The sequence below is a fragment of the Lelliottia sp. RWM.1 genome (assembly GCF_016859735.1).
Taxonomy (GTDB): Bacteria; Pseudomonadota; Gammaproteobacteria; order Enterobacterales; family Enterobacteriaceae; genus Enterobacter.
The window spans coordinates 14906-41714 of the sequence record NZ_WLVC01000035.1; the positions used below are offsets into that span (position 1 = coordinate 14906).

At 52.8% G+C, this 26809-nt stretch carries 25 protein-coding genes; 4 read left to right on the plus strand and 21 right to left on the minus strand.

Annotated features, from left to right (window positions below):
- Positions 1-55: 55 nt before the first annotated feature.
- From purF to pdxB, 9 genes are all read right to left on the minus strand, one after another.
- Positions 56-1573: an amidophosphoribosyltransferase gene (purF, locus tag GF617_RS20025; RefSeq protein WP_181620255.1), complete on the minus strand. Its 1518-nt coding sequence runs from the start codon at positions 1571-1573 to the stop codon at positions 56-58.
- Positions 1574-1606: 33 nt separating this feature from the next.
- The gene (gene cvpA, locus GF617_RS20030; RefSeq protein ID WP_032612840.1) at positions 1607-2095 is read right to left on the minus strand and encodes a colicin V production protein; all 489 of its coding nucleotides are present in this window, start codon (positions 2093-2095) and stop codon (positions 1607-1609) included.
- Positions 2096-2315: 220 nt separating this feature from the next.
- Positions 2316-3020, minus strand: coding sequence for a cell division protein DedD (dedD, locus tag GF617_RS20035; RefSeq protein WP_181620256.1), 705 nt, complete (start codon positions 3018-3020; stop codon positions 2316-2318).
- Entirely contained in the window at positions 3010-4278 is a 1269-nt protein-coding gene (folC, locus tag GF617_RS20040; RefSeq protein WP_181620257.1) for a bifunctional tetrahydrofolate synthase/dihydrofolate synthase, read from the minus strand. The genes dedD and folC overlap by 11 nt, the downstream gene beginning before the upstream one ends.
- 69 nt (positions 4279-4347) lie before the next feature.
- Complete coding sequence (gene accD, locus GF617_RS20045) at positions 4348-5253, minus strand: acetyl-CoA carboxylase, carboxyltransferase subunit beta (RefSeq protein ID WP_181620258.1); 906 nt, start codon at positions 5251-5253, stop codon at positions 4348-4350.
- Between the two features lie 154 nt (positions 5254-5407).
- The gene (locus GF617_RS20050; RefSeq protein WP_181620259.1) at positions 5408-6067 is read right to left on the minus strand and encodes a DedA family protein; all 660 of its coding nucleotides are present in this window, start codon (positions 6065-6067) and stop codon (positions 5408-5410) included.
- 28 nt (positions 6068-6095) lie between these two features.
- Positions 6096-6908 (minus strand): tRNA pseudouridine(38-40) synthase TruA, encoded by an 813-nt coding sequence (truA, locus tag GF617_RS20055; protein ID WP_181620260.1) that lies wholly within the window; start codon positions 6906-6908, stop codon positions 6096-6098.
- The gene (locus GF617_RS20060) at positions 6908-7921 is read right to left on the minus strand and encodes an aspartate-semialdehyde dehydrogenase (protein WP_181620261.1); all 1014 of its coding nucleotides are present in this window, start codon (positions 7919-7921) and stop codon (positions 6908-6910) included. The genes truA and GF617_RS20060 overlap by 1 nt, the downstream gene beginning before the upstream one ends.
- Positions 7922-7988: 67 nt before the next feature.
- Positions 7989-9125 carry a 4-phosphoerythronate dehydrogenase PdxB gene (gene pdxB, locus GF617_RS20065; protein ID WP_203452315.1) on the minus strand — a complete coding sequence of 379 codons (1137 nt, stop codon included), beginning with the start codon at positions 9123-9125 and terminating at the stop codon, positions 7989-7991.
- A 113-nt stretch (positions 9126-9238) separates the two neighbouring features.
- Here pdxB and flk point away from each other — a divergent pair, with 113 nt between their 5' ends.
- Positions 9239-10243 (plus strand): flagella biosynthesis regulator Flk, encoded by a 1005-nt coding sequence (gene flk, locus GF617_RS20070; RefSeq protein ID WP_203452316.1) that lies wholly within the window; start codon positions 9239-9241, stop codon positions 10241-10243.
- A 38-nt stretch (positions 10244-10281) separates the two neighbouring features.
- Here flk and GF617_RS20075 read toward each other — a convergent pair whose 3' ends face one another.
- Both GF617_RS20075 and fabB read right to left on the minus strand, forming a co-directional pair.
- Positions 10282-11460 (minus strand): MFS transporter, encoded by a 1179-nt coding sequence (locus tag GF617_RS20075; protein WP_203452317.1) that lies wholly within the window; start codon positions 11458-11460, stop codon positions 10282-10284.
- A gap of 207 nt (positions 11461-11667) precedes the next feature.
- Positions 11668-12885: a beta-ketoacyl-ACP synthase I gene (fabB, locus tag GF617_RS20080; protein ID WP_181620265.1), complete on the minus strand. Its 1218-nt coding sequence runs from the start codon at positions 12883-12885 to the stop codon at positions 11668-11670.
- Positions 12886-13042: 157 nt separating this feature from the next.
- On the opposite strand from fabB, the gene mnmC reads away from it, so the two are divergent.
- Entirely contained in the window at positions 13043-15043 is a 2001-nt protein-coding gene (gene mnmC / locus GF617_RS20085; protein WP_203452318.1) for a bifunctional tRNA (5-methylaminomethyl-2-thiouridine)(34)-methyltransferase MnmD/FAD-dependent 5-carboxymethylaminomethyl-2-thiouridine(34) oxidoreductase MnmC, read from the plus strand.
- Positions 15044-15098: 55 nt separating this feature from the next.
- Here the strand turns inward: mnmC and GF617_RS20090 are convergent, their stop codons facing one another.
- From GF617_RS20090 to prmB, 6 genes are all read right to left on the minus strand, one after another.
- Complete coding sequence (locus GF617_RS20090; RefSeq protein ID WP_181620267.1) at positions 15099-15377, minus strand: YfcL family protein; 279 nt, start codon at positions 15375-15377, stop codon at positions 15099-15101.
- Between the two features lie 13 nt (positions 15378-15390).
- The gene (locus GF617_RS20095) at positions 15391-15936 is read right to left on the minus strand and encodes an elongation factor P hydroxylase (protein WP_181620268.1); all 546 of its coding nucleotides are present in this window, start codon (positions 15934-15936) and stop codon (positions 15391-15393) included.
- The gene (locus tag GF617_RS20100) at positions 15936-16745 is read right to left on the minus strand and encodes a sulfite exporter TauE/SafE family protein (RefSeq protein WP_181620269.1); all 810 of its coding nucleotides are present in this window, start codon (positions 16743-16745) and stop codon (positions 15936-15938) included. The genes GF617_RS20095 and GF617_RS20100 overlap by 1 nt, the downstream gene beginning before the upstream one ends.
- On the minus strand, positions 16745-17569 hold the full coding sequence (mepA, locus tag GF617_RS20105; protein WP_203452319.1) for a penicillin-insensitive murein endopeptidase: 825 nt from the start codon (positions 17567-17569) through the stop codon (positions 16745-16747). The genes GF617_RS20100 and mepA overlap by 1 nt, the downstream gene beginning before the upstream one ends.
- A 2-nt stretch (positions 17570-17571) precedes the next feature.
- Positions 17572-18657, minus strand: a complete 1086-nt coding sequence (gene aroC / locus GF617_RS20110; protein WP_181620271.1) for a chorismate synthase — start codon at positions 18655-18657, stop codon at positions 17572-17574.
- 61 nt (positions 18658-18718) lie between these two features.
- Entirely contained in the window at positions 18719-19651 is a 933-nt protein-coding gene (gene prmB / locus GF617_RS20115) for a 50S ribosomal protein L3 N(5)-glutamine methyltransferase (RefSeq protein WP_181620272.1), read from the minus strand.
- Positions 19652-19796: 145 nt separating this feature from the next.
- Here prmB and smrB point away from each other — a divergent pair, with 145 nt between their 5' ends.
- On the plus strand, positions 19797-20348 hold the full coding sequence (smrB, locus tag GF617_RS20120; protein ID WP_181620273.1) for an endonuclease SmrB: 552 nt from the start codon (positions 19797-19799) through the stop codon (positions 20346-20348).
- 45 nt (positions 20349-20393) lie between these two features.
- Here smrB and sixA read toward each other — a convergent pair whose 3' ends face one another.
- The 4 genes from sixA to GF617_RS20140 form a co-directional block, all read right to left on the minus strand.
- Positions 20394-20879 (minus strand): phosphohistidine phosphatase SixA, encoded by a 486-nt coding sequence (gene sixA, locus GF617_RS20125; protein ID WP_181620274.1) that lies wholly within the window; start codon positions 20877-20879, stop codon positions 20394-20396.
- A 209-nt stretch (positions 20880-21088) separates the two neighbouring features.
- Entirely contained in the window at positions 21089-23236 is a 2148-nt protein-coding gene (gene fadJ / locus GF617_RS20130) for a fatty acid oxidation complex subunit alpha FadJ (RefSeq protein WP_203452320.1), read from the minus strand.
- Positions 23236-24546: an acetyl-CoA C-acyltransferase FadI gene (gene fadI, locus GF617_RS20135; protein ID WP_181620276.1), complete on the minus strand. Its 1311-nt coding sequence runs from the start codon at positions 24544-24546 to the stop codon at positions 23236-23238. Before fadI ends, fadJ begins: the two co-directional genes overlap by 1 nt.
- 163 nt (positions 24547-24709) lie before the next feature.
- Entirely contained in the window at positions 24710-24994 is a 285-nt protein-coding gene (locus tag GF617_RS20140) for a YfcZ/YiiS family protein (protein ID WP_181620277.1), read from the minus strand.
- Between the two features lie 372 nt (positions 24995-25366).
- On the opposite strand from GF617_RS20140, the gene fadL reads away from it, so the two are divergent.
- Positions 25367-26713 (plus strand): long-chain fatty acid transporter FadL, encoded by a 1347-nt coding sequence (gene fadL / locus GF617_RS20145; RefSeq protein WP_181620278.1) that lies wholly within the window; start codon positions 25367-25369, stop codon positions 26711-26713.
- Positions 26714-26809: the final 96 nt, after the last annotated feature.

Consider the following 26809-nt stretch of genomic DNA (forward strand, 5'->3'; position numbering starts at 1 on the left):
GCAGGATTTTAGAGGGAGTTGCAAGTGAGGGAATATTCCCTCACTTGCAGAAGCATCAGCCTTCGTTGTGCATCTCTAAGCTTTCAAGATCGTTTTGCATCTGGACGGCTTTCGCATCGTCGTTACGCAGCGAGTCAAGGTAGTCGAGATACTGCTGATCCACATCTTTGGTCACGTACACGCCGTTGAACACGGAGCATTCAAACTGCTGGATGTCCGGGTTTTCAGCACGTACCGCATCAATGAGATCGTTCAGATCCTGGAAAATCAGACCGTCAGCGCCAATGATCTGGCGAATCTCATCCACTTCACGACCGTGGGCAATCAGCTCATTTGCGGTTGGCATATCAATGCCATAGACGTTAGGGAAGCGGATCTCTGGGGCTGCGGAAGCCAGGTATACTTTTTTCGCACCCGCTTCACGCGCCATCTCGATGATCTGTTCAGATGTCGTGCCACGCACGATGGAGTCATCGACCAGCAGGACATTCTTGTCACGGAACTCTGCGCGGTTGGCGTTCAGCTTACGGCGTACTGATTTACGGCGCAGTTGCTGGCCCGGCATGATAAAGGTGCGGCCGACGTAGCGGTTTTTTACAAACCCCTGGCGGTACGGTTTATCCAGGATACGGGCAATTTCCAGGGCGATATCACAGGACGTTTCCGGAATAGGGATAACGACATCAATGTCCAGATCGTCCCATTCGCGCGCAATCTTCTCACCCAGCTTGGTTCCCATGTTCACGCGAGCGCTGTACACGGAGATCTTGTCGATGAACGAGTCCGGGCGAGCAAAGTAGACGTATTCGAACAGACACGGGTTGCTGACCGGGTTATCGGCACACTGGCGGGTAAACAGTTGTCCCTTCTCAGTGATGTAGACCGCTTCACCTGGCGCAACATCGCGCAGAAATTCAAAGCCCAGCGTATCCAGTGCCACGCTTTCAGAAGCAACCATATACTCTGTACGACCATCACCCATGTCACGCTTACCCAGTACCAGCGGACGGATGCCGTTAGGATCGCGGAAAGCGACCATTCCGTGGCCGATAATCATCGCCACACAGGCATATGCCCCACGGATCTGGCGGTTTGTCGCGGCAACGGCGGCAAAAATATTGTCAGCTTCCAGAGGATAATGACGGAAGTTATCCAGCTCGCTGGCAAAGATATTGAGCAGGATTTCAGAATCAGAAGTGGTATTAATGTGGCGACGCTTCTCTTCAAACAGCTTTTTACGCAGCTCATGGGCGTTGGTCAGGTTGCCATTGTGGGCAAGCGTGATGCCATACGGAGAGTTAACGTAGAAAGGCTGAGCTTCAGAGGCGCTGGAACTGCCAGCAGTAGGATAACGAACGTGACCAATACCCATGTTACCTTGCAGGCGCTGCATATGACGGGCTTCAAACACATCGTTTACCAGGCCATTCGCCTTACGTAAACGGAAGCAGTTGTTTGCATCAATGGTGATGATACCCGCAGCATCCTGCCCACGGTGCTGAAGCACCGATAACGCGTCATAAATAGACTGGTTTACCGGCATGAAACCGGCGATCCCGACAATACCGCACATTCGTCTTTTCCTCGTTAAGCCACATCTCAGGGTTTATGCCCTGGGCAAGAAACTCGACGAGCTTTGCAGATAGTCAAAGAACCATCTGATGATAAAGCTGAACTGTGGAATCAACTGCGATTTCTGCCAGTCTTCACTTTTTGAGAACCCGGTAAAGGTATCAAGGAAGAACAGTATCGCTGCTACAATCAGCACGCCTCGCAATGCACCGAAACAGATCCCGAGCACCCTGTCCGTTCCTGACAGACCGGTTTTCTCGACCAACTGACCTATCACGTAATTCACGATAGCGCCGACAATCAGCGTCGCAATAAACAATACCGCGATGGCGATTCCATTTCGGACCAGTTCATCTTCAAAGCCCGTGAACCAGACTGACAGGTAAGTGTAGTAATGACTGGCAACAAAGAAAGCACAACCCCATGTCACCAGCGATAACGCTTCACGAACAAAGCCACGGATCAGGCTAACCAAACAGGAAAAGCCAATCACCGCAATGATGGCGTAATCAATCCAGACCATATGTGTCCCACGATTAAACGCCCTGTCATCCAGTTCGGGGCGAATTCTAACAGAAAAAGAAAACGTTTGCGTAGGGATTTCCTTCCCGCGCGTAAATAAAAAAGGCGCTGAAAAAATGTTCAACGCCGCAGGCTTTTTACGTCTCTTGGGACGTCTGCCGTCCTCCTCTCACCCGCCCTTCCCCCTCAAGAGAGAAGGTCAGGATGAGGGGTAAGCTCTCTCAGTTCGCGCTGTAGTTCATCACCACACCACTCAAACCGGAGATTTGCTTCAGTTCGCCAAGCGATCCTTTCAGCTTATCTTTAGAGGCTTCCGGCCCAACGAGAATACGGGTAATTTTACCCTGTACAGGTGTGGAAGGTGAAGTGTAAACGCGATAACCCGCTCCGCGTAGTTTCCCTACCACCTCGTTAACTTTATCGGCATTTTTCAGCGCACCAAGTTGCACCACATAGGCCTTGCCGGTTGGAACCGCTTTATCATCCTGCGCGGGTTTTGCGGGAGGTGGTGTCTCTGCGGCCGCAGCCAGCTGTTCGCTGGTTTTATCTCTCTGCGGTTTCGGCTGCGGTTTCTCTACTGGCTTCGGTTTTTCGACAGGTTTAGGTTGCTCCACCTGCACTGGTACGGGATCAATATCGCTATTGTTATTGGCTGCAAGACGAGAAGGGTCAAGCGACGGGGCAGCCGCATCCCCTGCACGAACCTCTTCCGCAGCACCTTCAGGAGGCTGAACAGGCAAAGCCTGTGTTGCCGCCGGAAGCATGTCAGGCTCATCACGGTCACCCGGTTTCGGTACGAGCGGGATAGCCGCAAATTCATCCTGATAATGTTTTTTCTGGCCGTCGAGCAGACCTGGAAGAATGATCACTCCCAGCGCCACCAGCACAATCGTTCCTGTTAAACGGTTCTGAAACTTACTCGCCACCGGTTCTCCCCGCGTCCATCACTTCCATGACATGTGCCACCGTGTGGAACGAGCCACACACCAGCACGGTATCTTCTGGTTTAGCATCAGCCATCGCGGCATGCCAGGCCTGCGCCACGCTTTTGTAGATTTCACCCTTGCCGAGATGTTCCATCAACTGCTCAGCGGTAGCCCCACGCGGCCCTTCCAGAGGAGCACAATACCAGCAATCGACCACACTCTCCATGCAGGCCAGCGTACCACCAATATCTTTATCATGAAGCATACCGATTACCGCCAGAACACGCCCGGTTTTTGGTAACGATTTGAGACGACTCGCGAGGTACGCCGCGGCATGTGGGTTGTGAGCCACATCCAGAATCAGGCGCGGAGATTCCCGAACAATCTGAAAACGTCCGGGCAAAATTGCGCGTTGAATGCCGTCCCGAATTGCCTGCTCGCTCACCTTCAACCCACTTGCACGTAGCGCGGCCAGTGCGGTGGCGGCATTGGGTTGCGGAACCTGCGGCAAAGGTAAATTATCCAGCACGCCCTGATCGTCGCTAAAGCGCCAGCCCTGAGGCTCAACATCGTAGCGCCAGTCCACATCACGACGCAGAAGATGTGCGCCTTTTTCCTGTGCAACATCGGCAATCGTCTGCGGCATATCTGGCTCACCTACCACCGCTGGACGACCTGCACGGAAAATCCCGGCCTTCTCTCGCCCAATACTTTCACGGTCCGGCCCCAGCCAGTCAGTATGATCCAGCGCGATACTGGTCACGACGGAGACATCTGCATCCACCATATTTGTGGCATCCAGGCGCCCACCAAGACCGACTTCAAGGATCACGACATCCAGTTGCGCCTGCTTAAATAGCCACAGTGCAGAGAGCGTACCGTATTCGAAGTAGGTTAGAGAGATCTCTGCACGCGCGGCCTCAATTTCAGCAAACGATGCCGTATGTGCCGACTCCGGCAACTCAGTATTTTGAATTCGCACGCGCTCGGTGTAACGCACCAGATGCGGAGAACTGTAGACGCCCACTTTATAACCGGCGGCCATTAATACTGATTCCAGCGTGCGGCAGGTTGTACCTTTACCGTTCGTACCCGCAACGGTAAATACGAAAGGAGCTGGTTTCAAAACATCAAGGCGAGCAGCCACCAGGCTTACGCGCTCAAGCCCCATATCGATGGTTTTGCTGTGCAGGTTTTCCAGATAAGAAAGCCACGCGACCAGGGGTGACGTGGCTTGGGGAATGCTGTGATTTTCCATGATACGCACTTTTCAGTTACGGTTTGAAAGCAAAAGGGCAGCGCCATCTGGCCCTGCCCTTTTCAGTTATCAGGCTTCGGGTTCCTGATTCGGTACGACCACACCTTCATGCGGCTCATCTGGTTTAGGCGATGGCAGATTCATCATCTTCGCCAGAACACTTGCCAGTTTCAGGCGCAATTCCGGGCGACGAACGATCATGTCGATAGCGCCTTTCTCGATGAGGAATTCACTGCGCTGGAAACCCGGCGGCAGTTTTTCTCGAACCGTTTGTTCAATAACGCGAGGACCGGCAAAACCAATCAGCGCTTTTGGCTCAGCGATGTTCAGATCGCCAAGCATCGCGAAACTCGCAGACACGCCACCCATGGTTGGGTCGGTCAGAACGGAAATATACGGCAGACCGCGTTCCTGCATTTTTGCCAACGCCGCAGAGGTTTTGGCCATCTGCATCAGCGACATCAGCGCTTCCTGCATACGTGCACCCCCTGACGCGGAGAAGCAGATCAGCGGGCAGTTGTCTTCGAGCGCTTGCTCAACGGCACGAACAAAACGCGCACCAACAACAGAACCCATTGATCCTCCCATAAAAGAGAACTCAAATGCGGCAGCAACAACCGGCATCTCGTGCAATGTGCCTTTCATGACAACCAGAGCATCTTTCTCACCAGTCTCTTTCTGAGCAGACGCCAGGCGGTCTTTGTATTTTTTGGAATCACGGAACTTCAGCACATCTTTTGGCTCAAGCTCACTACCCAGTTCTACCAGAGAACCTTCGTCCAGCACGCTATGCAGGCGGTTACGCGCCGACATACGCATGTGGTGGTCACACTTCGGACACACCTCAAGATTGCGTTCCAGCTCAGCACGGTACAGAACCTGGCCGCAGCTGTCACACTTCGTCCACACCCCTTCAGGAATACTCGCTTTACGCGTAGGGGCTATGTTGCTTTTAATTCGTTCAATCCAGCTCATTGATAACCTTTCTGCCTGAACCTGGTCGTATGCCAGTTTTGCTATAAGAGGCGAATAATGCCATTTTTGCCTCCAACAGACCATGAATGTTGCACATTAAAACATAACAGCCCGAAACTTTGGATAAAAAAGTGGTCGAACCGCCAATGCACATTTACTTAGATTGCTTTGCAGCAGCACGTCTATGGCGAATAATTTCGATAACGCCGGGTAAGATTGACAGCACAATAATGGCTACAATCAGCAGCTTAAGATTCTCCTGAACCACGGGGAGATCGCCGAACAGATAACCCGCATAGGTAAAGAGCAGAACCCACAGCAAAGCCCCCACAACGTTATAGGCCGCAAAATGACGATACGACATATGACCCATTCCCGCCACAAACGGCGCGAAAGTGCGAACAATGGGCACAAAACGGGCAAGGATAATCGTTTTGCCGCCGTGACGTGCATAAAACGCATGGGTTTTGTCTAAATAGCTACGACGGAAAATCTTCGAGTTTGGATTACTGAATAATCTCTCGCCAAAAACGCGCCCAATCGTGTAGTTAACCGCATCACCGATAATCGCGGCGATGATCATCAACACCACCATCAAATGAACATTCAGATCGTTAGTCGGCAATGCTGATAGCGCACCGGCAACAAACAACAGTGAATCGCCCGGCAGGAACGGAGTCACAACAAGCCCGGTTTCACAGAACAAAATCAGAAACAGAATGGCATACACCCAGACGCCGTACTGCGCGACTAACTCCGCCAGATGAACATCAATATGCAGGATGAAATCAATTAGAAAACGTATTAAGTCCATATTGTCTAAACCTTAATTGCACCTTTGTTTAGTCCGCTAAAAATAGCGGGCCCATTGGCGGTTTAGGAAGGTCGAACCGATCCGGATAATCCACGGAGACCAGATACAAACCTTCTGCTTTCGCCGTTGCTGCCGCAAGCGTTCTGTCCTTCGCTGCCAGCAGTTCTGCAATCCAGCTCTCCGGCTGGTGTTCGGCCCCTACTTCCATCAGGCTGCCCACAATATTCCTAACCATATGATGTACAAAGGCATTGGCTTTGATATCTACCACCACATATGCGCCAAAACGACTGACGTTAATGTGCATAACATTTCGCCATGGCGTACGGGACTGACACTGCACCGCACGAAACGACGTAAAGTCATTTTCGCCAATCAGACATTGAGCTGCGCGGTGCATACGTTCTGCATCCAGCGGTTCATAAAAATGCGTCACGCCCTGGCTTAATACTGCAGGACGAAGACGTTGGTTGTAGATGATGTAGCGGTAACGCCGCGCCGTCGCGCTGAAGCGGGCATGAAAATCATCCGGCACATTTTTGACCCAACGCACGGCAATATCTCCAGGCAAATTTGCATTCACCCCCAGCGTCCACGCGGCATCCTTGCGCACGGCAGTCGTTTCAAAATGCACCACCTGCCCGGTTCCGTGAACACCGGCATCGGTGCGCCCCGCGCAGAACACACCGATAGGCTCATTCGCAACCTGAGAGAGCGCTTTCTCCAGTTTTTCCTGGACACTACGCACTTCATTTTGACGCTGCCAGCCATAATATTTACTGCCATCGTACTCAATACCGAGGGCAATTTTATGGACTGGCTTTTGTTCCACTTCCGACATCAGTACAGGTACTCCTGCACCAGTTTCTCAGCAATTTTCACCGCTATTAGCGCACCGCCAAAACGGACGTTATCGGCAACCGACCAGAACTGTACCTGCTCCGGCATGCCGTAGTCATTACGCACGCAACCGATAGAAAGGTGCGCACTGCCAGTCGCATCACCGACCTGAGTCGGGAAGTCGGTTTCTTCGGAAAGCACGATATCTTCACCACGGGCAAACGCATCACGCGCCTCTTCGGCTGCCAGCGGACGCAGAGCCTCAAAACTCACCATCTGCGCATGGCCATAAAAGACCGGAGACTGCACGCAGTTGGCCGAGATCATCAGCCCTTCATCCTGCAAAATTTTGCGTGCTTCATCGACAATACGGCGCTCTTCACGCACGGAGCCTTCACGATCGGGCAGCAGCGGCAACATATTGAACGCCAGTTGACGACCAAAGAAATCATCTTCATCAATGGGAATACCGTTCAGCAGTTTTGCACTCTGCCCCGCAAGGGCATCGACGGCTTTTTTTCCATGCCCGGAAGCGGACAGCAGGCTGGTCACAGCGATACGTGACAGACCACCATCGTCGATCAATGGTTTCAGTGCGGTAAGTAACTGGCTGGTCAGGCTATTCGGGACGGCAATAATGTTGCGGTTACGGTAGTCCGCCAGCACAAACGGGTTCACATCCGGGACCACCAGCGGAACATCCGGTTCCAGTGCAAACAGGCCGCTTAAATCAATCACCAGACAGCCAGAATTGGTTGCTTCTTCAATATAAGACGCCGTGGCTTCGACACCAGCTGCAAAAAATGCCAGCTGCGCCTGGGTCCAGTCAAATTCGGCCGCATCCTGAACCATGACGGATTTACCGCTAAAACGCAGATGCTCGCCCGCGCTATCAGTGCGGGCAAGCGCATAGATGTCCCCCACCGGGAACTGACGTTCAGCAAGTGTTTCGAGCAGGGCTTCGCCCACGGCGCCCGTAGCGCCCAGTACGGCAATATTCCAGCCTTCAGACATGGTGGTTTACTCCAGAAATAAAAAAGCGTCCCTGCCGGATTATCCAACAGGGAGCATTAAGAAGACATTAACGTGCCGGGTGGTGAACGGCATTGAATCCCAGTTTATGCAACAGCACCGCCGCATCAGCGTCGTCGCAGATCACATACAGGGAAGACCATTCACGGCGTTCAAGATAATTCTTGCGCAACTTGTCAAATTCACCCGGAATACCCGCTACTTTACGCAGCAGCGCGTCATCGCGGCGCACATCATACACCAAATGCACCAGCCTTTTCAGCGTTGCCTCATCGAGCGGGCCGTGCAAAGTGATGCGTCCAAATTCCGGGGCAGGCAGCAAGGTATCAAGCGCCACCTGTTGTGGCTTACCGATGAACACACTATAGGCTTCAAAGACTTGTGTGGTTCCACGCGCTTTACCCTCCAGCGTGTAGCCGGCGATATGTGCCGTTGCCACATCCACTTTTTCCAGCAACGCCACATTCAGATCCGGCTCTGGCTCCCAGACATCCAGTACCACGCTGAGCGCTTGTCCTTCCTGAAGACATTTCAACAGTGCTGAGTTGTCTACCACCGGGCCACGACAGGCATTTATCAGAATAGCGCCAGCCTTCAGACTGCGGATCAGTGTTTCATCTGCCAGATGCCACGACTTATAAGGACCTTCTTTGAACAAGGGCGTATGGAAGGTGATCACATCGCACTGCTCAATCAACTCATCAAGAGAGCGAAAATCGCCCTCATCGCCCTTATCCGCACGCGGCGGATCGCATAAAAGCGTACAAATGCCCAGCGCTTCGAAGCGTTTTTGCAAACGCCCACCCACGTTGCCCACCCCTACTATGCCGACAGTACGGTCTTTTAGGGAAAAACCGTCGCGCTCTGCCAGCATCAACAAAGAAGAAAAAACATACTCCACTACGGCAATGGCATTGCAGCCAGGTGCGGCGGAAAACCCGATCCCCGCCTGCGTGAGCCACTTGTCATCCACATGATCGGTCCCAGCCGTCGCTGTCCCGACAAATTTAACCGCTTTGCCAGACAGCAACGTCTCATTTACTTTGGTCACCGAGCGCACCATCAGGGCGTCGGCATCATCCAGTTCGTTCAGGGGAATAGGACGACCAGGGACAGCCTTTACATCACCCAGACGGCTAAATAGCTCGCGGGCGTAAGGCATATTTTCATCGACGAGGATTTTCACGTCTGAGTACCTGTTTGAGAGGAAGTTAACCGCGCAAGTGTGCCATAATCTCGCCGCCAGGCATACTCGTAAACCTGGTTTACGCTGAGTTTTGACTTTAAGGATTTTTGACGATGCAGCCCATTTCAGGTACGCCGCCGCGCCCTCCGGGTGAAGGCCCCGTAACGCCCAACGTCGCAGGCGAACAACCGCTTTCCACACAACAGCGTACTGTGCTGGAGCGTTTGATCACGCGTCTGATCGCCCTGACTTCTCAGCAAAATGCGGAAGTGTGGGCCGGGGTAAAACACGATTTAGGGGTAAGAAACGATGCCCCTTTGCAATCGCGCCACTTCCCTGCCGCTGAGCAAAACCTGAATCAGCGTCTGAATACTGCGCAGCTTAACCACACCACTCGCCAGATTGTTTCGCAGTTAACCGAGCTTCTGGGCCAGGGAAATAACCGCCAGGCCGTGAGCGATTTTATTCGCCATCAGTATGGCCAGACAGCGCTCAGCCAGCTCACGCCTGATCAGCTAAAGACTGTTCTGACGTTACTGCAAAATAATGAGTTATCGATTCCACAGCCGCAACAACGCCCGGCCACGGAACGTCCGCTGTTGCCTGCTGAGCACAACACGCTCAAACAGATGGTGACGAAACTGGCAGCAGCAACCGGGGAGCCAACAAAGCTCATCTGGCAATCTATGCTGGAACTGTCAGGGGTGAAAGCGGGAGAATTAATCCCGGCCAAACAGTTTACGCATCTGGTGACCTGGCTACAGGCGCGCCAGACTCTAAGTACCCAGAACGCACCCACACTGCATACGCTGCAGGCGGCGCTCAAACAGCCGCTTGAGCCACGCGAGTTTGAAGCCATTCGGGATTATACGCAGCAAACCTGGCAAGCGATGCCACAGACGGTATTAACCTCTGCGCAGGTCCAGGATGTATTGAACCAGATCTTTATTCGGCGTGCTGAACGAGAAGGTGGTGTGCCGGAAGCACGCAATCTCCAGCCGATTTATAGCCCGCTCTTCGCGCCCGTCGTTGAAACCTTCAGAACGCTGTCTGCACGGCCGGGGCTGATGTTTATTGCCCTGATGATCGCGCTGGCAATTTTCTGGCTGCTCGCCTGATGTCATGCCCTCTTCGCTCAGAAGAGGGCAAACATTGATTATGCCTTACGAAAAGCAATCAACGTCACCACAATGCCGGTAACCGCTGAAACAGCCCCCGCAAGAAAGACCGACGGATAGCCAAAAGAGGTCGCCAGCAGACCCGCCAGAGGCCCGGTCACGCCGTATGAGATATCCTGAAATGCCGCATAACCGCCAAGCGCCGTCCCTCGTACTTGTGGTGCTACCCGTTTAACCACCTCGACGCCCAGCGCCGGGAAGATTAACGAGCACCCACAGCCTGTCAGGGCTGCGCCGAGCAAAGCAATGGATGCCACAGGGGCCTGCCACAGCAGAATTAGGCCTGTCGTTTCAATTATGAGGGAAATCACGGCGACGTTCACACCACCGAAGCGATCCGGCATCCAGCCAAACAGGATACGCATCAGGACAAATGCGCCACCGAATGCCGTGAGCGTAAAGCCTGCCATCGCCCAGCCACGACTCATGAAGTAAAGTGAGACAAACGTCCCTATAACCGCAAAGCCGACACCCTGCAACGCAAGCCCCATTCCCGGTTTCCAGATCTGTCCGACAACACTCCACAGGGATGGCCTTTCGCCTTTATATGCAGGGACTTTACGAACTGAACCATTAAACGCCCAGGCCAGCAATGGCAGCACTATAGTTGTCCCGGCGAGCGCGGCAAAACCAAAGTGGCTGTGGATCAGCAATCCCAGAGGCGCACCTGCGGCTAGAGCACCGTAGATCGCCATCCCATTCCATGACATCACCTTGCCGGAGCGAGTGGGGCCAACCAGCCCCATCCCCCAGGTTAATGTCCCGGTCAAAAGCTGACTCTCACCAAAGCCCAGGATCAATCGGCCAACAATCAGTAAGGTAAATTTGTAAATCGCATCCACCGGCAATAATGCCGCAAGAAGCCATGCGCCCCCCGCAAGCCCGCAAGCGAACATCCCCTGTAGCGCAGAACGCTTTGCGCCATGCTGATCGGCCAGCCTTCCTGCATAGCCGCGCGTCAGGACCGTTGCCAGAAACTGAATACCAACCGCCACACCAACCAGCGTATTGCCGTAGCCCAGCTCCTGGTGCACAAATAAGGGAATGACGGGAAGTGGAAGACCAACGGTCATATAGGTAAGGAATACCGCGAAGGCGATACGAAACAGCGAAACATTCGCTGAAGAGGTTTTTTCTGTTTGAGTGACTGCTGTCATGCTTTACTCCGAAATGAAGAGTAAGGCGGGGAAATACCACGCCCCCTCTGCCTGAATATCAGGATTAAGGTGCGTTGGTTGACGTTAAACGCTTACGCATTATCAAGAGGATAATGTTGAGGGGTGGAGTTTGCCTGTGAGCACAACCGCTTGTCAATGCATAAAAAAGGGAGCCAGATGGCTCCCTTTTCAACTAAAACGCAGAATTTATGCCTTCAGCTTACGCATCACCAGCGTGGCGTTTGTGCCGCCAAAGCCAAAGCTGTTGGACATGACGGTAGTCAGTGCCGCTTCAGTCGGTTTGGTTACGATGTTCAGACCCTGAGCCTGCTCATCCAGCTCTTCCACGTTGATGCTTGGGGCGATGAAGCCGTGCTCGAGCATCAGAAGAGAGTAAATAGCTTCCTGTACACCAGCAGCACCCAGAGAGTGACCGGTCATCGCTTTGGTTGCAGAGATCGCCGGGCTGTTGTTGCCAAATACTTCACGAATTGCTCCCAGCTCTTTCACGTCACCTACCGGAGTAGATGTACCGTGTGAGTTCAGGTAATCGATTGGGGTATCAACACCGTCCATCGCCAGCTTCATGCAGCGTACTGCGCCTTCGCCAGATGGCGCGACCATGTCTGCACCATCGGAGGTTGCACCGTAGCCAACAACTTCAGCATAGATATGCGCGCCACGTGCCAGCGCGTGTTCCAGCTCTTCAACCACAACCATACCGCCGCCGCCAGCAATGATGAAACCATCACGGTGTGCATCATAGGTACGGGACGCTTTTTCTGGCGTTTCGTTATATTTGGTAGACAGTGCGCCCATCGCATCAAACTCACAGGCCATTTCCCAGCACAGCTCTTCGCCGCCACCCGCAAACACGATATCCTGTTTGCCGAGCTGAATTTGCTCAACTGCGCTACCGATGCAGTGTGCAGAGGTCGCACAAGCGGAGCTGATGGAGTAGTTCACACCATGAATTTTGAACGGAGTTGCGAGGCATGCAGAAACAGCAGACGCCATCGCTTTGGTCACGACGTAAGGACCAACTGCTTTCAGGCCACGCGGGCTACGCATTGCGTCCGCACCGAATACCTGAGATTTAGAGGAGCCGCCGGAACCTGCAATCAGACCCACGCGCGGGTTATTTTGATAAACCTCTTCTTTCAACCCAGCATCTGCCACAGCCTGCTGCATTGAGAGGTAAGCGTAGATAGAGGCATCGTTCATGAAACGGACCACTTTGCGGTCGATAAGACCCGTGGTGTCCAGTTTGACGTTACCCCATACATGGCTACGCATACCAGAATCTTTGAATTCTTGAGAGAAAGTGATCCCCGAGCGTCCTTCACGCAGAGATTCCAGGACTTCCTGCTGGTTGTTACCGATGCTGGAAACGATGCCCAGGCCAGTAATCACTGCACGTTTCATTCAATACCTCTGTAAGTCATACTAGTAAAGTTTCGAGTCGCACAATAGCGTACACTTGTACGCTGAACAAGTCCGATCAGCCAATTTCTGCGGAAATTTGCGCCAACGGCCCTGCATCGTTAAGATCGCGCCACTGCCTGTCAGACGAGTAACTTACGTGAAACAAAATGCTATACAACCCGCCAACCTCGAATTCAACGCTGAGGGTACACCTGTTTCCCGAGATTTCGACGACGTCTATTTCTCGAATGATAACGGACTGGAAGAAACCCGGTATGTCTTCCTTGACGGAAATCACCTTAGTGAGCGTTTTCCTGCGCATCCTCGCGCTCAGTTTGTGGTCGCGGAAAGCGGTTTTGGTACAGGGTTAAACTTCCTCACACTCTGGCAGGCTTTCGACCAGTTCTGTGCTGCCCACCCTCAGGCTACACTCCAAAGATTACATTTCATCAGTTTCGAAAAATTCCCCCTGACGGCGCATGATCTGACGCTGGCACACCAGCACTGGCCGGAACTGGCCTCCTGGGCATCTCAGTTGCAGGCCCAGTGGCCGCAGGCGTTTGGGGGATGTCACCGTCTGCAACTGGACGGAGGTCGCGTCACGCTGGATTTGTGGCTGGGCGATATTAACGAACTAACCGACAAGCTTGACGACTCTCTGAATCAGAAAGTTGATGCCTGGTTCCTCGACGGCTTTGCGCCCGCCAAGAACCCGGATATGTGGAGCGAACACCTCTTTGCCGCGATGGCAAGGCTGGCACGTCCTGGCGCAACGCTTGCGACCTTCACCTCGGCAGGTTTCGTGCGTCGTGGCCTACAGGACGCAGGCTTCACCATGCAAAAATGCAAAGGATTTGGCCGTAAACGCGAAATGCTGACGGGCGTAATGGCACAGGAACGCAAGCTTCCCGTCCATGCGCCCTGGTTTCACCGCAGCGGCAGCGTATCTCGCGAGGTCGCCATTATTGGCGGCGGTATCGCCAGCGCCCTGCTCTCGCTGGCGCTCATTCATCGGGGCTGGGACGTTACGCTTTATTGTGCCGATGATGTTCCCGCCTGCGGCGCATCAGGCAATCGACAAGGTGCACTTTATCCCCTGCTGAGCGCACACGACGCCGCACTGAGCCAATTTTTCCCGGCGGCATTCACCTTCGCACGACGTCTTTACGACACCCTTCCCGTCACTTTCGCCCACGACTGGTGCGGTGTCACGCAACTCGCCTGGGATGAGAAAAGCCAGCAGAAAATTACGCAGATGCTAACTCTCGGTTTACCCGAAGAAATGGCCACTGCGATTAATGCGCAACAGGTTTCCACCAATGCTGGCATCGACACCGGATGTGGCGGCGTACACTATCCGCTCGGTGGCTGGTTATGTCCGGCAGAACTGACCGCTGCCGCCCTTACACTTGCCCAATCGCGTGGACTGAAAGTGCGCTATTCCCGTCCCGTCACGTCGCTGGAGCGCTGTGGAGAGCGATGGTCAATACACTTCGCCAACGACAGCAACGCGCAACATGCCTGCGTCGTGCTGGCGAACGGCCATAACATCAGCCAGTTTGAACAAACGGAAAAGTTACCGCTTTACCCGGTAGGCGGTCAGGTAAGCCATATTCCCGTCACGCCGCAACTGAGCAAACTTCGCCAGGTACTTTGCTACGATGGTTACCTGACACCGCAAAACCCGGCGAATGGTCACCACTGTATTGGCGCAAGCTATCACCGCGGAAAGACCGACACTGACTACAGCCAGGAAGACCAGGAACACAACCGGCAACGTTTGATCGACTGCTTCCCTCTGGCTGAGTGGGCGAAAGAGGTTGATATCAGTGCGGGAGAAGCACGTTGTGGCGTACGGTGTGCCACCCGCGACCATCTGCCAATGGCCGGGAATGTCCCGAACTATAACGAAACGCTTGAGGTCTACCGGGATCTTGCAGAACAGAAAACCTCAGCGGTTAATGCGCCGGTGTACCCGGATCTGTTCATGCTGGGCGCGCTGGGATCGCGCGGATTATGCTCCGCACCTCTGGCAGCGGAAGTGCTGGCCTCGCAAATGAGCGATGAGCCACTACCGCTGGATGGCGAAACACTGGCTGCACTGAATCCGAATCGTCTGTGGGTGAGAAAGTTACTGAAAGGGAAGCACGTTAAATAGGATGCTGTCTGACGCCCTCTCCCGACAAGAGAGGGCAAAAACTGCGAGGTTTCCGTTAGTTCAGATTCGCCTGCTGGAACAAGTTGTCCCACATTCCCAACACTAAAGACTGGTCACGCGGAGAGAGTTCGCCAGCCTGAATCGCTTTCTCAAGGCTACGGGTCACTTCAATATGCACAGCCTGTGCAGAGTGATCGTCTCCAGCTTCCAGTTCAGCAACGGCAAGCGTCAGGTGACCACGCAGATAACCGCTGGCGAACAGCTCATCATCACTGGCGTGTTCCACCATGTCATCAATTAACGCCAGAATGCGCGATTCAAATTCTGCGATCATCTTCTTTCCTCTGTTAAAGATCTTCCGGCCACGGGAAGCATTCCGCCGTCATCTCCGGCGTGTGGTAATAATTCTGTAATGCCTTGATAAAACGTGCCGGGCGTTCCGGTATGCCTTTCTCAAGATATTCCATCACCTGCGCATGAACGCGGCGCTGGAACACAATACGGTCTGGTTCGAAGTCACCCTCAAGGTTGTCGCAGCTTACGTTGAACGGAAAACCCGCCGCCACGCAAAACAGCCAGTCGAAAGCCTGTGGTTTTACTTCTACATCTTCAAACTGCCCTTGCGTCGCCGCATCACGCCCGTCCGGGCAATACCAGTAACCAAAGTCCACCAGCTCGCGACGTGCTTTTCCTGCAATACACCAGTGCGAAATCTCATGTAATCCGCTGGCATAAAAACCGTGGGCGAACACGATGCGGTTATAAGGTACATCTGCATCAGCAGGAAGATAGATCGGTTCGTCGTCACCTTTAATCAGACGGGTATTAAAATCACCAGCAAAACAGCCGTCAAAAATCTCAATCAGCTGTTCGTAATTATGTGTACTGTTCATTAGTTCATCCCCAACCAGTGGAGGATCTCCTGTCCGTGGCTGTCATAAAGAAGCTTGGCGCTCATCACCGCTGACACCACCACAATCATGGGGCGGATCAGCTGTTGCCCTTTGCTTAATACCAGACGCGATCCGGCTCGCGCCCCGATAAATTGTCCTGCCATCATCACAAAACCGGTCGCCCAGATAACCTTACCGCCAATAATAAACAGCAGCAGGCCGCCCACATTCGACGTCGCGTTGAGCACTTTGGCATGTGCGGTTGATTTAGCGAGGTTAAAACCAGCCAGCGTGACAAACGCCAGGGCGTAAAAAGAGCCTGCACCGGGACCAAAGAAACCGTCATAGAACCCTACGCAGCCGCCCGCAATCAGCGCAAACGGTAAACCATGCAGACGACGCTGTCTGTCCTCTTCACCGAGCTTAGGCATCAGTAAAAAATAGAGGCCAATACAGATAACCAGAACAGGCAGAATTTGGCGCAGAACATCAGACGTCACGTGCTGAACCAGCAATGCGCCTGCAGTTGAGCCAATAAAGGTCATCAGGATATTCAGTTTCTGATCGGCAAGATTCACCACCTTGCGACGAACAAAATAGAGCGAGGCGGATAACGAACCACCACAGGCTTGCAGTTTATTGGTTGCCAGTGCCTGAGCAGGACTCATTCCTGCCGCTAACAGAGCGGGAACAGTGAGTAATCCCCCGCCCCCCGCCAGCGCATCAATAAACCCGGCCAACATGGCAACAAAAAAGAGCACCACCAGCAATACTGGCGACACCATAAACAGATCGACGAAATTATCCATTAGAGTACATGCTCATCCAGTAGCGCCTGGCAGGAAGGCGGCAACGGAGGCGGTGTCTTCTTCTCAGGCTTAGAGGTTCCAGGTTTGGCCGGTTCAAACCAGCTTTGCAGTTCTGCACCACAGCCGTCACCCGGTGGAGGCAGCGCTTGGTCTTCACATTCCAGGCTATTTGCCGGACAGCGCAAACGGACGTGCATATGCGCACGATGCTGGAACCATGGGCGTACTTTACGCAACCAGTCGCGATCAGTTCCGGCATCAAGGCACAACTGTTGTTTAATCGCCGGATTCACAAAAATACGGGTGACATCGTCATCTTTTGCCGCCAGTTTTATCAAGCTTGAGACATCCTGCGACCAGAGCGAAGGCACAACATTTTTTCCGTCACGGGCGACCAGATCGAGCGCCTGCGGCTTAAGCAGTTGCGCCGAACTCCAGCGCGCTTTCGGTAGTTGCAGGAAGATATCAACATCCAGCCCCGTCTGGTGGCTGGCATGACCACCATTAAACCGTCCGCCAGCCGGCATGCCCATATCACCTATCAACAGAGTTCCCAGCCCCCGGTTATGCACCTGGCTCCCCAGTCTCTGGATGAAGGTGATTAAATCAGGATGACCAAAATAGCGTCGCTGATCGGTACGCATCACCTGATAAGTACCGGACTGCAGCGGTAATTCTTGTGCCCCAACGATACAGCCGTTTGAAAATGCACCAATAGATTGTGCACTGCCCGCCACAGGATGGGTGATTTTTTGCCAGGGAGTGGCTGCCAGACTGGCCCCGCTGGCAAGCAGGGCCAGCAGAGCAATTGCGGTTTTTTTCATGTTTACCAGCGTGGAATGGAGGTCGTCACATCGGCATTTTGCGCGCGCTGGCGCAGGAAGTGATCCATCAGCACGATCGCCAGCATCGCTTCTGCGATCGGCACTGCGCGGATCCCCACACAAGGATCGTGACGTCCCTTGGTGATCATCTCAACTTCGTCACCAGAGCGGTTAATCGTGCGGCCCGGTACAGTAATACTCGACGTCGGTTTCAGCGCAATGTTCGCCACAATCTGCTGGCCGCTGCTGATACCACCGAGAATGCCACCCGCATGGTTGCTCTGGAATCCGTCTTTGGTAATTTCATCGCGATTCTGGCTGCCACGCAGCGCCACCACGTCAAAACCATCACCAATCTCCACGCCTTTCACCGCATTAATGCTCATCATTGCATGAGCAATATCAGCATCCAGACGATCAAAGACCGGCTCGCCCCAGCCTGCCGGCACACCGTCAGCAACCACGGTCACTTTAGCCCCAATGGAGTCGCCCTCTTTTTTCAGGCCACGCATCAGTTCGTCCAGTGCGTCCAGCTTATCGGCATCAGCGCAGAAGAAGGGGTTTTGCTCAACCTGATCCCAGTCTTTAATCGCCAGTGGGATATCGCCCATCTGGGTTAAACACCCGCGGATCACGATGCCAAATTTCTGCGCCAGGTATTTCTTGGCAATTGCTCCTGCAGCTACGCGCATCGCCGTTTCACGGGCGGAAGAACGTCCGCCGCCGCGATAGTCGCGAAAGCCGTATTTTTGTTCATAGGTATAATCCGCATGACCCGGACGGAACACGTCTTTGATCGTGCCGTAATCTTGCGAACGCTGATCGGTATTTTCAATCAGCAAACCAATACTGGTCCCTGTCGTGCGACCTTCGAAAACACCGGAGAGAATTTTGACCTGATCCGGCTCGCGACGCTGCGTGGTGTAGCGAGAGGTTCCCGGACGGCGGCGGTCAAGATCGTGCTGTAAATCAGCTTCGGTCAGTTCAATGCCTGGCGGTACGCCGTCAACAATGCAACCTAATGCCAGCCCATGCGACTCACCAAAGGTGGTCACCCGGAATAATTGTCCAATACTGTTTCCTGCCATCACGGCTCCGTTGTCGTTGTTCTGTGTTTGAGCGTTGTGAAACGGGCCGAAGCCCGCTGGATTAGTCTTTGTAGATGCTGAAGTATTCGCGCGCATCAAGGAGCTGCGCTTTCGTCAACATAAAGACGCCGTCACCACCATTATCGAACTCAAGCCAGGTGAACGGCACATCCGGGTATTGCTCCATCAGATGTACCATGCTGTTACCGACTTCACAAATCAGAATGCCGTTGTCAGTCAGATAATCCGGCGCGCAGGCCAGAATACGACGAGTCAGTTTCAAACCATCGGACCCAGATGCCAGACCCAGTTCAGGCTCGTGGCGATATTCATTCGGCAGGTCAGACATATCTTCTGCATCAACGTACGGCGGGTTGGTGACAATCAGATCGTACTGGAGCGCGGGAAGATCACGGAACAGATCGGAACGGATTGGCGTGACATGGTTAATCAGCCCATGCTCTTCAATGTTGTGTTCGGTTACCGCCAGCGCGTCGGTAGAGATATCCACCGCATCTACTTCCGCTTCCGGGAAGGCGTAGGCGCAGGCAATAGCAATACAGCCGCTACCGGTACACATATCCAGGATGTGCTGTGGATGATGATCGATAAGACCGGCAAAATGGTTGTTGATCAGCTCACCAATCGGAGAGCGTGGAACCAATACACGCTCATCAACGTAGAATTCGTGGCCACAGAACCAGGCCTTGTTGGTCAGGTAGGCGACAGGAATGCGCTCATTAACACGGCGGATCACACGCTCAACAATGCGGTGTTTTTCACTGGACGTCAGGCGCGCAGTGCGCATGTCCTCAGGAATATCCAGCGGCAGGTAGAGAGAAGGCAACACCAGTTGAACCGCCTCATCCCATGGATTATCCGTGCCATGGCCGTACCAGATGTTGGCGGCGCTGAAGCGGCTAACCGACCAACGCAACATGTCCTGTATGGTATGCAGCTCGTTTACTGCTTCATCGACAAATATTTTATCCACTCTTTCCTCCAGGGCATGCTCGCTTAATTTTCGGCGGCTAGTTTGCCATGAAGACGGCGATAAATCAGCAATGACGCTTACTGCTTGAGGTTAAAAAATGCGTTTAGTCAGGTACACTACCTGAAATAAGAGATGAGACAGGCCAATGAAAAAGAAAAAGTCGCTCAGCGAGGAGGATCAGTCGCTCTTTCGCCAGCTAATGACAGGGACACGCCAAATCAAGCAGGACACCATTGTCCATCGCCCGATACGCAAAAAAGTCACTGAAGTGCCGGTAAAACGTTTACTGCAGGAGCAGGCGGACAACAGCCACTATTTTTCGGACGAATTCCAGCCGCTGCTGAATACACAGGGTGCAGTCAAATATGTACGCGAAGACGTTAGCCATTTTGAGCTGAAAAAATTACGTCGAGGGGATTACTCACCAGAGCTCTTTCTTGACCTTCATGGTCTGACGCAGATGCAGGCAAAACAGGAACTGGGGGCGTTGATCGCCGCTTGTCGTCGTGAACATGTCTTTTGCACCTGCGTTATGCATGGCCACGGTAAACATATTCTTAAGCAGCAGACACCGCTGTGGTTGGCTCAGCATCCACACGTCATGGCGTTTCACCAGGCCCCAAAAGAATACGGGGGAGATGCGGCGCTATTGGTACTGATTGAGATTGAGGAGTGGCAGCCACCAGAGCTGCCCTGACAGGCTGGCGGGTGGCAAATGCTACCCGCCGAATCGCACGTCACATCAGATCGCTTTCGCCATCTTCAGGTTGCACGGACTCATTTGCCAGTTGAATACCCCTTTGCCGGTTTCGTCGAGAGTGACATTGGCAATAGCGGAGGTCGTGAACATTGGTGGCGTTTCACCTGGGCACAATTCAGACACCAGATAACCCACGAGTGGCAAATGGGAAATGACCAGCGCAGAAGCAACACCTTCATTGCAAAGTGCCTGAAGATACGCGCTGACAAGGCCGACATCGCCGCACGGAGTAAGCTCAGGAAGAACATCTACGCTTTCCGGCAGGTGAATACACTCTCCTACCACATCCAGCGTCTGTTCTGCACGCAGGAACGGACTCACCAGAACACGTTCAATGTCCACTTTTTGACCTTTAAACCAGATTGCCATTTGACGGGATTCGTCGCAGCCACAGGTTGTCAAAGGACGTACTGAGTCACTGGCGGCATCGAGTGCCGCGTCACCATGACGCATGATAAAAACTTGCATATTGCACCGCTTTTGTTAACCAGAATCACCGGCGTTGACTGCCTGCAATAACATCAAGGAGGCAGAAAACCCGATGGCCGGGCATTGTGCCTGATCCATTCGGTGAATGAAACGCTGTTTTTTACCTTAATGGCGTAAGTATAGTCAATCTTTGTTTACAAATTCGCCAAAACAAGTTCATTCAACGTTGGATTTACCCTTCTTTGACCTCAACTTACGAGGGCAGTTTCCCTTGAAGGCCAAAAAGTTTGGCCGCGTTCTGCCATCTGCAATAACTCATCACACGGTGTAAACCGGGGACCATATTGAGTGGCAAGACGTTGCAGGATTGCAACCACTTCACCCGCACCGATTGTATCCATGTAACGGAACGGGCCGCCGAGGAATGGCGGGAAACCAATACCAAAAACACCACCGATATCGCCATCACGTGCGCTTTTGATGATCTGCTCACTAAAGCAACGAGCCGCCTCATTAAGCATCATCATGACACAGCGTTCAGCACACTGATGCGCCGTCAGTTTTCCCTGTCCGGTTATCGGAATGAGCCCATAAACCGAAGGGTCGATCTGTTTCTTGCTTTTACGCCCTTTCGCAGCGTAAAGATAGAAACCACGTCCATTTTTTCTGCCTTTGCGATCGTCATTCAAAATCGCAGAAACAAAGTTTGCAGGCGGGCTAAAACGATCGCCATAAGCCGCTTCAAGTACTGGTATAATTTTAGTGCCGGTATCTATTCCTACCTCATCCAAAAGTTGGATTGGCCCCACCGGGAAACCAAACTTTACCAATGCTTCATCAATATGTTCGATCTTCTCGCCTTCCGTCAGAAGCCGCATGGCTTCATTTATATAAGGCGCAAGAATACGGTTAACATAAAAGCCGGCTTTATCCGCCACCACGACTGGCGTCTTACCCTGCATTTTGGCAAGTTTAACCACGGTAGCCACCGTTTGCGGGCTTGTTCGCGCGTGAGGGATAACTTCCACCAGCGGCATTTTTTCAACCGGGCTAAAGAAATGCAGGCCAATAACCAGCTCAGGACGTGCTGAATTTGCAGCAATATCACCGATCGGCAATGACGAGGTGTTCGATGCAAAAATAGTGTGCTGTGCACAATGCTCTTCAACATCGGCCACCATTTTTTGTTTAAGCGCCAGGTCTTCGAAGACAGCTTCAATGACGACATCACGGTGAGCAAAACCACTGTAGTCGGTTGTACCCGAGATTAATGCCAGCGCCTTATCTCTCTCACTTGCCTTGATATGGCGACGCTTCACCTTTTGATCAAGGATCTGCCAACTGTACTGCAGCGCGTGATTGATCCCCTTTGGGTTAATGTCTTTGATACGCACAGGCAATTTGCCTTTGCTGGCGGAAACAAACGCAATACCACCGCCCATCAGTCCCCCACCCAGCACACCAAGCGAACGTAGTGGAGCAGGTTCAGCCTCACTTCCAGGATCTTTTTTAACATCGGTGCTGGCAAAAAAGATGCTGCGCAAGGCCTGTGATTGCGGCGTCATCGCCAGTTCACCAAACGCTTTTGCCTCAGCCGCGTACCCGCTGCTGCTCCCTTGCGCCAGTCCGGTTTCAATGACATCCAGAATTCGTTTCGTTGCCGGGTAGTTGCCCCTGGTTTTTTGTTCGGTTTTCTTACCCACCATGCTGAAAAGCAGCGTACGCCCGAGTGGTCCTGCAAGAATGCGCTCACGCACGGGCAGGTGACGCTTTGCCTGACGTCCTTTCAGCGCCAGTTCCACGGCGGATTCAAGCAAAATAGATGGCGAAACCACCTCATCAACCAGTCCCACCTTCAATGCCTGACGCGCACGCAATTGTTTACCCGTTAAAATCATCTCCAGTGCCGTACTGACTCCCACCAGGCGTGGCAAACGCTGTGTTCCGCCGGAGCCTGGCAATAGCCCTAATTGCACTTCCGGCAAGCCCAGAACGGTTTTCGCATCGTCAGTACAAATGCGGCGATGACAAGCCAGAGCCAACTCAAGCCCCCCGCCCAGGCAGGCCCCGTGGATAGCCGCGATCACCGGGATCGACAGCGCATGGATTTCGGCCATCACCTGCTGCCCCTGGCGCGCAAGCTCTTCAGCTTCCTGCGCATTTTTCGCACGAGCGATCATGTTGATATCCGCCCCTGCAATGAAGTTATCCGCCTTGGCTGAGATAAACACCAGACCGCGAATATCTTTGTTTTCGCGGATCTGCTTTAACATCGCGCGCACCTGAACGCCAAATTCGGCCTTCAGGGTATTCATCTTTTCGCCGGGTACATCAATGGTCACAATGGCTACATTATCGGGGCGAATATCCAGCGTAAATGCAGATGCTATTTCCATTATTCCGCCTCCAGGACCATTGCCGCACCTAAACCACCCGCCGCGCAGGCGGTAACCAGACCAAAACCGCCACCACGACGGCGCAGTTCATGTAATGTTTGGGTGATCATTCGCGCACCCGTTGCAGCAAATGGATGGCCGTAAGCGATGGAGCCTCCCAGAACGTTAAATTTACTCTCATCAACTTCGCCAGTGGCATGTGCCCGACCGAGTACTTCACGCGCAAAACGATCGCTGGCCAGCAACTGTACGTTCGCCAGTGTCTGCGCAGCGAAGGCCTCATGCATATCAATCAGCGTTAAGTCTGCTAGCGTTAAACCTGCACGTTCCAGCGCCAGCGGCGTAGACCAGGCTGGTCCCAATAACATGTCCTGCCAAACGTCAATGGCCGTGAACGCGTAGCTACGCAAGTAACCCAACGGCGTAATGCCTAACTCTTTTGCACGCGATTCGGTCATCAGGATCACCGCAGCAGCACCGTCGGTAAGCGGAGTGCTGTTTGCCGCCGTCACCGTGCCATGTGTGCGATCAAATGCAGGACGTAACTTTGCATAATCCGCCAGGGTCGACGTGCCACGGATGTTATTATCTTCAGTAAGTGGTTCACGATAAGGCGGAATATAAGCAGTCATCACTTCATCAGTCAGTTTGCCTTGTGACCAGGCCTGTGCGGCATTTTGGTGAGAACGATGGGCCAGTGCATCCTGCTGCTCACGCGTTATTCCGTACGTTTTCGCCATTTGCTCAGCCGTATCACCCATGCGCAGACCGGTCGAATACTCGGCAACAGCAGGCGGTACAGGCATTAAATCGCGCAGACGCAGGCGTGAGAAAAGCTTGAGTTTCTGCCCTGTCGTTCGGGCCTTGTTAACATCCACCAGCATACGTGCCAGTTTTTTACTCACGCCAATCGGCAGCACAGAAGAAGAATCTGCACCACCCGCAATGCCAGCCCGGATTGTGCCCACCATCAGACTTTCAGCCACATTGGCGACGGCCTGAAAACTGGTGGCACATGCGCGGCTAACGCTATACGCATCAGTATGCACATTCATCCCGGTTCCCAGAACAATCTCGCGGGCAATGTTGGGTGCTTCAGGCATCTGGACAACCTGGCCGAAAACCAGTTGTTCAATAACATCAGGAGATATTTCGCTGCGAGCCAGCATCTCCCCCACCACCATTTTCCCCAGATCGACGGCTGGAATTCCGTGAAATGCGGTCGCCTGACGCGCAAACGGAGTACGCAATCCACTGACAATGGCAATGCGATCGCCTTGTCGGGTGATAAGCGGTAATGCCTGACTCATAACACGCCCCTGTAAATAACATAAATGCAAAGTGGTCTGACCTGGTAACAGTCTTAACCATTTTTTTACATTCAGCCAATCAGAGAGATGAAAAAGTGGGAGCTAAAACACAGAGAATAAAAAGAAAATACCCCTGCATGGCAGGGGTATCAGGAAGAAAGGATTAACGCAGGCCGAGCTGGAAGATCAGTGTTTCCGCTTCACAGGCGAAGACAAAGTCAATATCCAGACGCACACCACCTTCAACTTCGGTGAACGAGGATTTGATTTCACAAGGCTCAGACTCAACGTCGCGAGCACGTTTGCTCAGCGCCGCCAGGGTTTCATCAGCCTCGGCACGATTGGTGAAGACACGGCTGTAAGACGCGGTGCAATCGGTGTTGTCCATGATAGTACCAACATCCATACAGCAGCAAACCGGGGTTTCATCAGCACTGCATTTACTCATAGCTCAATTTCCTCTGTATTCGCGCAGGGCGCGAGATAAACACGATGCTGATATTTTACGCCCCAGCGGTGGCTCTCTCCAGCCGTTAATGACGCAAAATGAGATAAGTGACCAATATCACACTAAAAAATGATCTAAAACAAAAACCACCCTTTTGAATGAGTCGCGATGGTCACATTTTTGCCAGCCAGATCTCGTTTCGTGAAACATATTTGAAAAACTTAATAAACAAACTTGCAACATCCCATCTGGTCCGACCTATACTCTCGCCACTGGTCTGATTTCTAAGTGTTACCGCAGACCCTACACTTCGCGCTCCTGTTACGGTATGTAACAATTATTGAATAAAAATAACTCAATGAGGTTATGGTCATGAGCCAGAAAACCCTGTTCAAAAAGACTGCGCTGGCAGTCGCAGTGGCAATCGTCTCAACGTCCGCCTGGTCCGCGGGCTTCCAGTTAAACGAATTTTCTTCCTCTGGCCTTGGCCGTGCGTATTCCGGGGAAGGTGCAATCGCAGATGATGCTGGTAACGCAAGCCGTAACCCTGCGCTTATCACCATGTTTGATCGTCCAACCTTCTCTGCCGGTGCGGTTTATATCGACCCGGATGTCAATGTTAACGGCAAATCCAATTTAACAGGACAAAGTGCTAACCAGGACAACATTGCGCCAAGCGCATGGGTTCCTAACATGCACTTTGTTATGCCAATCAACGATCAGTTCGGTTGGGGTGCATCTGTCACCTCCAATTATGGCCTGGCAACAGAATTTGGCGAAAACTATGCAGCCGGTATTTATGGCGGCAAAACCGATCTGCAAACCGTTAACCTTAACCTGAGCGGTGCTTATCGTCTTGATAGCAACTGGAGCTTCGGTTTAGGCTTCGATGCCGTTTACGCGAAAGCAAAAATTGAGCGCTATGCAGGTTCACTCGGCCCTGTACTGGCAAACCAACTTTCCGGGCGCGTTCCTCCATCCTATCTGGATGGAATCAGTTCTGCTGATGACCAAATTGCTCACCTGAAGGGTGACGAATGGGGATTTGGCTGGAACGCCGGTATCTTGTATGAACTGGATAAAAACAACCGCTGGGGCCTGACCTATCGTTCAGAAGTGAAAATCGACTTTGACGGCGATTATAAGAGTTCCATCAATCCGAGACTGAGCACGATCCTCGGAAATATGGGTCTGAGTGGACTTCCGGAAGGGACCGGCGGCAGAACCGAAAATGGTTCTCTGTCACTGCATCTGCCTGAGATGTGGGAACTGTCCGGTTATAACCGCGTTGCACCGCAGTGGGCTATCCACTACAGCCTGACCTACACCAGCTGGAGTCAGTTCCAGGAGCTGAAAGCCACTGGCGACAATGGTCAGACACTGTTCTATAAAGATGAAAGCTTCAAAGACGCTTATCGTATCGCATTGGGTACAACCTACTACTACGATAAAAACTGGACCTTCCGTACCGGGATTGCCTTTGATGACAGCCCTGTTCCTGCAGACAAACGTTCCATTTCCATCCCGGATCAGGACCGTCTGTGGCTGAGCGCAGGTTTGACCTATGCGTTTAATGAAGACGCGTCTGTCGATGTGGGCGCATCTTATATGCATGGTCAAAACGTTAACTTCACCGAAGGTGAAGGCCCAGCGGCTTACACCTTCCATTCTGAAGGTAAAGCCTGGCTGTTTGGTACGAACTTCAACTACGCGTTCTAACCACTCAGGGATCAAAAAAGGTGAGCATATTGCTCTAATGCCGATCAGTTAAGGATCGGTTGACCGATCCAGTGGCTGTGTAAGAATCCGGAAATG